Here is a 7,639-nt window from a genome sequence, read left to right as displayed (position 1 = left end):
TGGGGCGGGCGCGCGCCGGCACAGCGCCCGCAGCGCGGCGCCGGCCGCGGCAGGGGCAGGGCGCAGCGGGCACAGGCCGAATGGTTCCAGGGCAGGGCGGCGCGGCAGGCCGGGCACAGGTCGAGGCCGGCGGCGCCGGGCTCCTGGCAGGCCAGGCAGCGCAGCGGCAGCAGGGCCCGGCCGAGGGCTGAGAAAAATCCGCCTGGCCGATCGCTCATGGAACGTGCTCTTGTTCACGGATTGGACCGGCCCTGGCGACGTAGCCTGCCGGTCCCGGACTCCCCCCGACCGGCGCGTCACCGTCAACCGCCGGGGGGCCGATTTGGTTGACAGGGTGGGGCATGGCCAACAGACTGCCGCTCTTCGTTTCCCCGCGCCGTCAGGGTTTTGCCATGCCTGCTGTCATCCGCCACGACTGGACGCGCGAGCAAGTGCTCGCCTTGTTCGACCTGCCGTTTCCCGAGCTCGTGTTCCGCGCCGCCACGGTGCACCGCGAGCATTTCGACCCGGCCGAAGTGCAGGTGAGCACCCTGCTGTCGGTGAAGACCGGCGGCTGCCCCGAGGACTGCGCCTACTGCCCGCAGGCCGCGCGCTACAACACCGGCGTGGACGCGACCAAGCTGATGGACACCGCCTCGGTGCTCGAGAAGGCCCGCGCCGCCAAGGCCGCCGGCGCCTCGCGCTTTTGCATGGGCGCCGCCTGGCGCAGCCCGAAGGACCGCGACATCCCGAAGGTGGCCGAGATGATCCGCGAGGTGAAGGCCCTGGGCCTGGAAACCTGCGCGACGCTGGGCATGCTCAGCGCGCCGCAGGCCAAGAGCCTGCGCGAGGCGGGCCTGGACTACTACAACCACAACCTCGACACCGCGCCCGAGTTCTACGGCGACATCATCAAGACCCGCGAGTACCAGGACCGCCTGGACACGCTCGAACACGTGCGCGACGTGGGCATGAAGACCTGCTGCGGCGGCATCGTGGGCATGGGCGAGACGCGCGCGCAGCGCGCCGGCCTGCTGCAGGCCCTGGCCAACCTGCCGGCGCACCCGGACTCGGTGCCGATCAACCGCCTGGTGCAGGTGGAAGGCACGCCGCTGGCCGGCACCACCCTGCTTGATCCGTTTGAGTTCGTACGCACGATCGCCGTGGCCCGCATCATGATGCCGGCCTCGATGGTGCGGCTGTCGGCGGGCCGCGCCGAAATGAGCGAGGAACTGCAGGCGATGTGCTTCGTGGCGGGTGCGAACTCCATCTTCTACGGCGAGAAGCTGCTGACCACCGGCAACCCGGACGTGGAGGCCGACCAGGCCCTGTTCGGGCGCCTGGGCCTGCGGCCGATGCCGGTGGTGCACGAATCGAAGACCGTGCACGCCGACATCGTCGAAACCGCCCCTGCCGGCTGCGCCGCCTGACATGGGCCGCATCCGCTTCGCCGACCGCCTCGCCCTGGCCCGCGCCGAGCGTGCGGCCCGCGATGCGCTGCGGCCGCGGCGGGTGATCGAGGGACGCGAGGGCACCAGGGTGCTGGTCGATGGCCGCCCGCTGGTGAACTTCTGCGGCAACGATTACCTGGGCCTGGGCCAGCACCTGGACCTGGTGGCGGCGCTGCAGGAAGGCGCCGCCTGGCACGGCGTAGGCAGCACCGGCTCGGCGCTGGTTTGCGGCCACCACGCCGAACACGCCGCGCTGGAAAAAGACTTCGCGCAGTGGCTGGGCTACGAGCGCGGCCTGTACTTCGGCTCCGGCTACCAGGCCAACCTGGCGGTGATGCAGTCGCTGCTGGCCGAGGGCGACGTGTGCGTGCAGGACAAGCTCAACCACGCCTGCCTGCTCGACGGCGCGCGTCTGTCGGGCGCCGAGCTCAAGCGCTACCCGCACGGCGACGTGGAAGCGGCGATGCGCCAGCTGATGTCGCGCCGCGAAGGTGCTGCCATGCTCGCCACCGACGGCGTGTTCAGCATGGATGGCGACCAGGCGCCGCTGGCCGACCTGGCGCTGGTGGCGCGGGCCCAGGACGCGCTGCTGTACGTGGACGATGCGCACGGCATCGGCGTGCTCGGCCCCGAAGGCCGCGGCAGCCTGGCCGTGGCCAGCCTCGGCGCGCGCGAAGTGCCGCTGCTGCTGCTGCCGCTGGGCAAGGCCTTCGGCGGCCAGGGCGCGATGCTGCTGGGCAGCACCGCACTGGTCGAGCACGTGGCCGAGACCGCGCGTCCCTACCTGTTCACCACCGCGCCGGCGCCGGCGATGGCGGCGGCGATGCGCGCCAGCCTGAAGCTGGTGCGCAAGGAAGCCTGGCGGCGCGCCAAGCTGATGTCGCTGGTGATGCGCTTCCGCCGCGGCGCGGCCGCGCGCGGCCTGCCGCTGCAGGAATCCTTCACCCCGATCCAGCCGCTGGTGCTGGGCGACAACGCCAGCGCGCTGGCGGCATCGAAGGCGCTGGAAGCCGCCGGCTTCCTGGTGGCCGCGATCCGGCCGCCGACCGTGCCCGAGGGCCAGGCCCGGCTGCGCATCACGCTCAGCGCCGACCACGCCGAGGCCGATATCGACGGCCTGCTCGAAGCGCTGGCGCGCGCGGTGAACGACAGCCCCGCCCCGATCCCGGCATGAGCCTGTTCCACGACGTCCGCGGCCAGGGCCCGGCCCTGGTGCTGCTGCATGGCTGGGCCATGCATTCGGGCCTGTTCGCGCCGCTGGTGGCGGCGCTGCAGGACGAGTTCGAACTGCACCTGGTGGACCTGCCCGGGCACGGCCGCAGCCGCGAGGCCGGCGTGCCGCTGGCGCTGGACGCCGCCGTGGACGCGGTGGCGGCGCGGGTGCCGGAGCGTGCGCTGTGGCTGGGCTGGTCGCTGGGCGGACTGGTGGCGCTGCACGCGGCCGCGGCCATGCCCGCGCGCGTGCGCGGCCTGGTGATGCTGGCCGCCAACCCGCGCTTCGTGCGCAGCGAGGACTGGCCGGCCGGCATGGACCCGTCGGTGTTCCGCGGCTTCGCCAGCGAGCTGGGCCGCGACTACCGCGCCACCATCGACCGCTTCCTGATGCTCGAGGCACAGGGTTCGGACCACGTGCGCGAGGAGATCCGCCTGCTGCGCGACGAGGTGTTTGCCCACGGCGAGGCCGCCGCCGACGTGCTGCGCGACGGCCTGGCGCTGCTGGAAGGCACCGACCTGCGCGATGCGCTGCCCGCGCTGGCGATGCCCAGCCTGTGGCTGGCGGGCCGGCGCGACCGCTTGGTGTCGCCGGAAGCGATGCAGGCCGCCGCGGCGCTGTCGCCACGGGCCCGCTTCCACGAAGTCGCGCGCGCCGGCCACGCGCCCTTCCTCACCCATGCCGGCGACGTGGCCAGTGCGCTGCGCGCCTTCGCCGCCGAGTGCCCGCCGTGAGCCGCCTGTTCGACCGCCGCCAGCTGCGCCGCGCCTTCGGCCGCGCCGCCCCGAACTACGCCGCCGTGGCGGCGCTGCAGCGCGAGGTGGAAGCGCGCCTGCTCGAGCAGCTTGATTACCTCGACGACCGCCAGCCCGCGCGCATCCTCGACCTGGGTTGCGGCCCGGGCCGCGCCGCCGGGGCGATGAAGAAGCGCTGGCCCAAGGCCGAGGTGATCGCGCTCGACGCCGCGCTGCCGATGCTTCGCGAGGTGCCCAAGCACACGCGCTTCTGGCGCCCGGTGCGGCGCGTGTGCGCCGACGTGTCGGCGCTGCCGCTGGCCGACCAGTGCGCCGACCTCATCTTCTCGAGCCTGTGCCTGCAGTGGGTGGACGACCTGCCGGCGGCGCTGGCCGAGTTCCGCCGCGTGCTGCGGCCGGGCGGCCTGCTGCTGTTCTCCACCTTCGGGCCCGACACGCTGCTGGAGCTGGGCGAGGCCTACGCCTCGATCGGCGAGGTGCCGCCGCTGTCGCCGTTCGCGCACATCCAGCAGGTGGGCGACGCGATGATCGCCGCCGGCTTCAAGGACCCGGTGCTCGACCGCGACCACTTCACCCTGACCTACCCGGACCTGCGCACGCTGATGCACGAGCTGCGCGCCATCGGCGCCGGCGACGCGCGCCGCGAGCGCCGCCGCGGCCTGGGCGGACGCCAGCGCCTGCAGCGCGTGACCGAAGCCTACGAAGCCAACCGCCGCGAGGGCGTGCTGCCGAGCAGCTGGGAAGTGATCACCGCCCAGGCCTGGGGCCCGGCGCCGGGCGCGCCGCGGCGCGAAGGCGGTGCCGACCTGGCCAGCTTCCCGGCCGACCACATCCCGCGCCGGCGGCGCTAGACTCGGGGCGTTGCTTTGGCCCCGAGGAAACCCATGCATCCGATGACCCGTGTTTCGCTCGCGCTGGCCGTTTGCGCCGGCCTCGCGGCCTGCGCCGGCCCGGCGCGCGAGGTGCGCGTGAGCCAGGGCCCGGCCATCGAGGGCCAGGCCTGGCGCCTGGTGGGCACCTCGTCCGGCGACAAGGTGCCGGGCAGCGGCGCCGGCTCGGCGACGCTGGAATTCAAGCGCGACCGCTTCTCCCTGTCCGGCCCCTGCAACCAGCACACCGGCGGCTACCAGCGCTCCGGCACCGAGATCCGTTTCGGCGGCGAAGGCCGGCAGATCGCCAGCACGATGCGGGCCTGCCCCGGCGAGCTGATGGTGCGCGAGTCGTCGCTGCTCTCGGCGATGTCGCAGCCGCTGGAGCTGGTGTTCGAAGGGCCCTACCTGAGCCTGGTGGCGGCCGACGGCGCCAGCTGGCGTTTCGACAGCCGGGCCGAGCAGCCCTCGGCCGAGGGCGTGGACCGCATCGTGCAGATCGCCGGCCAGCGCGCGCCCTGCACCGGCGTGGCCGGCGGACTGTGCCTGCAGTACCGCGACCAGCCCGGCGCGCCCTGGCAGTACCTCCATGGCGAGATCGAAGGCTTCGAGTGGCAGATGGGCGTGGAGTACGTGCTGCGCATCCGCGAGTACGGCGTGGCCAACCCACCGGCCGACGCCAGCGCGCGGCGCTGGATGCTGCTGGAAGTGCTGGACCGCAGCCGGCCCTGACCGCCGGCCGCCCGCGCCCGCGTTCCCCCGGTATCCGGACGGAGCACGCAATGGCCAGGGGAACCCGGGGCAGCTACTTCACCGTTACCGCCGCGCTGTTGCTGCTGTTGAGCGTGGTGGCCTTCTCCGACAACCTGTTCACCGACGTCGGCCAGGCCAGCAACCGCGACCCGAAGTTCGTGGTGCACGGGCTGTTCGGGCTGGCCTGGTACGTGCTGCTGCTGGTGCAGGCGAACCTGGTGCGGGTGCGAAACATGGCGCTGCACCGCAGGCTGGGCCTGGCCACGATGATCGTGGCCATCGGCGTCGCGCTGAGCACGCTCTACCTGTTCATCGTGCTGTGGAACGGCTGGGCAAACATGACCGCCGAGGTGCGGGCCAACCGGCTGCTCCTGCCGGGCTTCGTGCTGTTCCTGTTCCTTGCCTGGTGGCATCGGGCACGCCCGGACTGGCACAAGCGGCTGGTCTTGAGCGCCACCTTCCTGATGCTCGGGCCGGTGATGGCGCGCTGCTACGACCCGCTGGTGATGTCGTGGCTGGCGCCGCTGTTCCCCGACCTGGCCGCACGCGTGGACGAGCCGGGCTTCCTGCTCTTTTTCTACGGCGGCTGGGCTGCCTTCTTCGTCTCGCTGGCGATGCATGACCGCCGGACGCTGCAGCGGGTGCACCCGGTGACCTTCGCCGGGCTCGCCTGGTTCGCAGTGGCCTGGGCGATCAGCCTCGCCCGCTGAACGATCAGGGCCGGGCATCGAGCGGGCTGCGAACGGCGCTGGCGCCCCGGCCCAGGACGTGGGTGTAGATCTGCGTGGTGGCGACGTCTTTGTGGCCCAGCAGGGCCTGCACGGTGCGGATGTCGTAGCCGGCCTCGAGCAGGTGGGTGGCGAAGCTGTGGCGCAGCGTGTGCGCGCTGACCGGCTTGGTCAGGCCGAGTTGCGTAGCGGCGCGCTTGAGGTGGCGGTTGAGAGCTTCCTCGCCGACATGGTGGCGGCGCTCGGTACCGTCGCGCGGGTCGTGCGAGCGCTCATCCGCCGGGAAGACGTATTGCCAGGCCGGCTCGGCGGCGGCGTTCGGGTACTTGCGTGCTAGGGCGTGCGGCAGCCAGACGCGGCCGTGGCCGGCGGCCTTGTCGGCCGCGTGCAGGCGCAGCGAACGGGCGATGGCATCGCGCAGCGCCTGCTCGAGCGAGGCCGGCAGCATGGTGCGCCGGTCGTGGCCGCCCTTGGGCTCGCGCACGATGATCTCGCGCCGCTGGAAATCCACGTCCTTCACCCGCAGCCGCAGGCCTTCCATCAAACGCATGCCCGTGCCGTAGAGCAGGGCGGCCAGCACCCGCGGGCGACCCTGCATCAGTTCGAGCAGGGCGCGCACCTCGGACTGGCTGAGCACCGTGGGCAAGCGCTGCGGGCGCTTGGCGCGCACCACGTCGTCCATCCAAGGCAGCTTGAGCTCCAGGACTTCGCGATAAAGGAAGAGCAGCGCCGACAAGGCCTGGTTCTGGGTGCTGGCCGCCACCTTGCCCTGTACCGCCAGCCGGGTGAGGAAGGCTTCGACCTCGCGCCCGCCGAGCAGGCGCGGATGCCGCCCACGGTGTGCCTGGATAAACCGTCGTATCCAGCCCAGGTAAGCGGCCTCGGTCCGCAGGCTGTAGTGTTTGGCGCGCAACTTGCCGCGAACCGCCTCCAAAAGCCCTTTCGGACGCGCCTGCTCCGCCGCCGGCGCTACACCGTCACCTGCGGCCACTTCGATGCTATTCCGCCGTCTGCGCTCCATACACGCCAAGCATGCCGGCGCGCCTGGCCGCCTGCCGTCGGCGAAAGCGTTGACTGGATGTGAGATTTTTTCCGGCCGACCTGGACTGCAGTGATGCTTGGGTTGGTCTATCCTGCTTTACAGACCACTACTAGTAGTTAGCGCCCATGCTCAACTTCTACGTGTACGTTGATGGTTCCGATCTTGACCAGTGCGAGACATATCTCACGCGTGCTTTTTCAGCGTTCGTAGGTGACTTCGGCCATGACGCATCATTCATATCTGACAAATATCCACGCACTCCGGATCTGCATCCTGATGACTTGCCCCAGTGGAACTTAGGTATCAATTTCCGCACACCGGAGTTAACGAGAGACTCCTCGGATCGCTTGGTCTCATTCTTGGCTCGCTTGGGGAAGGAGACAGGTCGTGATTTTGTTGTCGGGCTCTGGCACCCTGATCGGCGCATCTCGGATGACCTCATGTTCGTCAGTGGGCAGTCATCCCTCCTAGACAGCGCCACGTTGTGGTCCATGGTCAATGGGCGCTAACAATTCGTTCAAGCCGATGCCGCTTCGCGGCACGGCTTAACTCAAGNGCGTTAGGTGGCACATGAAGCGATTTCGCGTGTGGATACAGGCGGACTACGAGCTTCCGGACCACTCGGAGCTCGTGCAGGTTGGGGGTGAGGCTGCCATTCGCATGGGCGATCACGTCGTCCGACCCAATCTCGACTTCCTTCAGCTTCAAGAAGCGAACGCCGTATCGTCCATCTGGGTTGAGGCCGAGGACGACATCTATGACTTGATGGTTTCTGGCGAGAGAGGGCTTGCCCTGGATCTAATCCAAGGCAACGATGCCACCTAACTAATCCGTAAGGAAACTCCCGTC

Annotated in this window: 8 protein-coding genes; 6 read left to right on the top strand and 2 right to left on the bottom strand. The window is 70.6% G+C overall.

What is annotated here, in order from left to right; all coding sequences use genetic code 11:
* Positions 1–218, bottom strand: a 218-nt coding sequence (locus tag C6N40_RS13790) for a double zinc ribbon domain-containing protein (protein ID WP_240183537.1), incomplete at its 3' end; no start/stop codon positions are given.
* 174 nt (positions 219–392) lie between these two features.
* Here C6N40_RS13790 and bioB point away from each other — a divergent pair.
* Genes bioB through C6N40_RS13760 form a run of 6 tightly spaced genes read left to right on the top strand, consistent with a single transcriptional unit; the run spans position 393 to position 5,730 of the window.
* On the top strand, positions 393–1,409 hold the full coding sequence (gene bioB / locus C6N40_RS13785; protein WP_106991601.1) for a biotin synthase BioB: 1,017 nt from the start codon (positions 393–395) through the stop codon (positions 1,407–1,409).
* Position 1,410: 1 nt separating this feature from the next.
* Positions 1,411–2,604, top strand: a complete 1,194-nt coding sequence (gene bioF, locus C6N40_RS13780; protein WP_106991600.1) for an 8-amino-7-oxononanoate synthase — start codon at positions 1,411–1,413, stop codon at positions 2,602–2,604.
* Between the two features lie 2 nt (positions 2,605–2,606).
* Entirely contained in the window at positions 2,607–3,377 is a 771-nt protein-coding gene (bioH, locus tag C6N40_RS13775; protein ID WP_205208629.1) for a pimeloyl-ACP methyl ester esterase BioH, read from the top strand.
* Complete coding sequence (gene bioC / locus C6N40_RS13770; RefSeq protein ID WP_106991602.1) at positions 3,374–4,249, top strand: malonyl-ACP O-methyltransferase BioC; 876 nt, start codon at positions 3,374–3,376, stop codon at positions 4,247–4,249. Before bioH ends, bioC begins: the two co-directional genes overlap by 4 nt.
* Before the next feature lie 33 nt (positions 4,250–4,282).
* Entirely contained in the window at positions 4,283–4,999 is a 717-nt protein-coding gene (locus tag C6N40_RS13765) for an META and DUF4377 domain-containing protein (RefSeq protein WP_106991598.1), read from the top strand.
* A 50-nt stretch (positions 5,000–5,049) separates the two neighbouring features.
* The gene (locus tag C6N40_RS13760; protein WP_106991597.1) at positions 5,050–5,730 is read left to right on the top strand and encodes a hypothetical protein; all 681 of its coding nucleotides are present in this window, start codon (positions 5,050–5,052) and stop codon (positions 5,728–5,730) included.
* Positions 5,731–5,734: 4 nt separating this feature from the next.
* Here C6N40_RS13760 and C6N40_RS13755 read toward each other — a convergent pair whose 3' ends face one another.
* Positions 5,735–6,682, bottom strand: coding sequence for an integron integrase (locus tag C6N40_RS13755; RefSeq protein ID WP_275887163.1), 948 nt, complete (start codon positions 6,680–6,682; stop codon positions 5,735–5,737).
* Between the last annotated feature and the right edge of the window lie 957 nt (positions 6,683–7,639).

This window comes from Arenimonas caeni (assembly GCF_003024235.1).
GTDB classification, from domain to species: domain Bacteria; phylum Pseudomonadota; class Gammaproteobacteria; order Xanthomonadales; family Xanthomonadaceae; genus Arenimonas; species Arenimonas caeni.
Note: the sequence above shows the minus strand (reverse complement) of the source record. Positions and strands in the feature narration are given on the sequence as shown.

Coding starts and splice junctions, on each gene's coding strand:
- C6N40_RS13760 (WP_106991597.1), top strand. CDS start 5,050: ATGGCCAGGGGAACCCGGGGCAGCTACTTCACCGTTACCGCCGCGCTG.
- bioB (WP_106991601.1), top strand. CDS start 393: ATGCCTGCTGTCATCCGCCACGACTGGACGCGCGAGCAAGTGCTCGCC.
- C6N40_RS13765 (WP_106991598.1), top strand. CDS start 4,283: ATGCATCCGATGACCCGTGTTTCGCTCGCGCTGGCCGTTTGCGCCGGC.
- bioF (WP_106991600.1), top strand. CDS start 1,411: ATGGGCCGCATCCGCTTCGCCGACCGCCTCGCCCTGGCCCGCGCCGAG.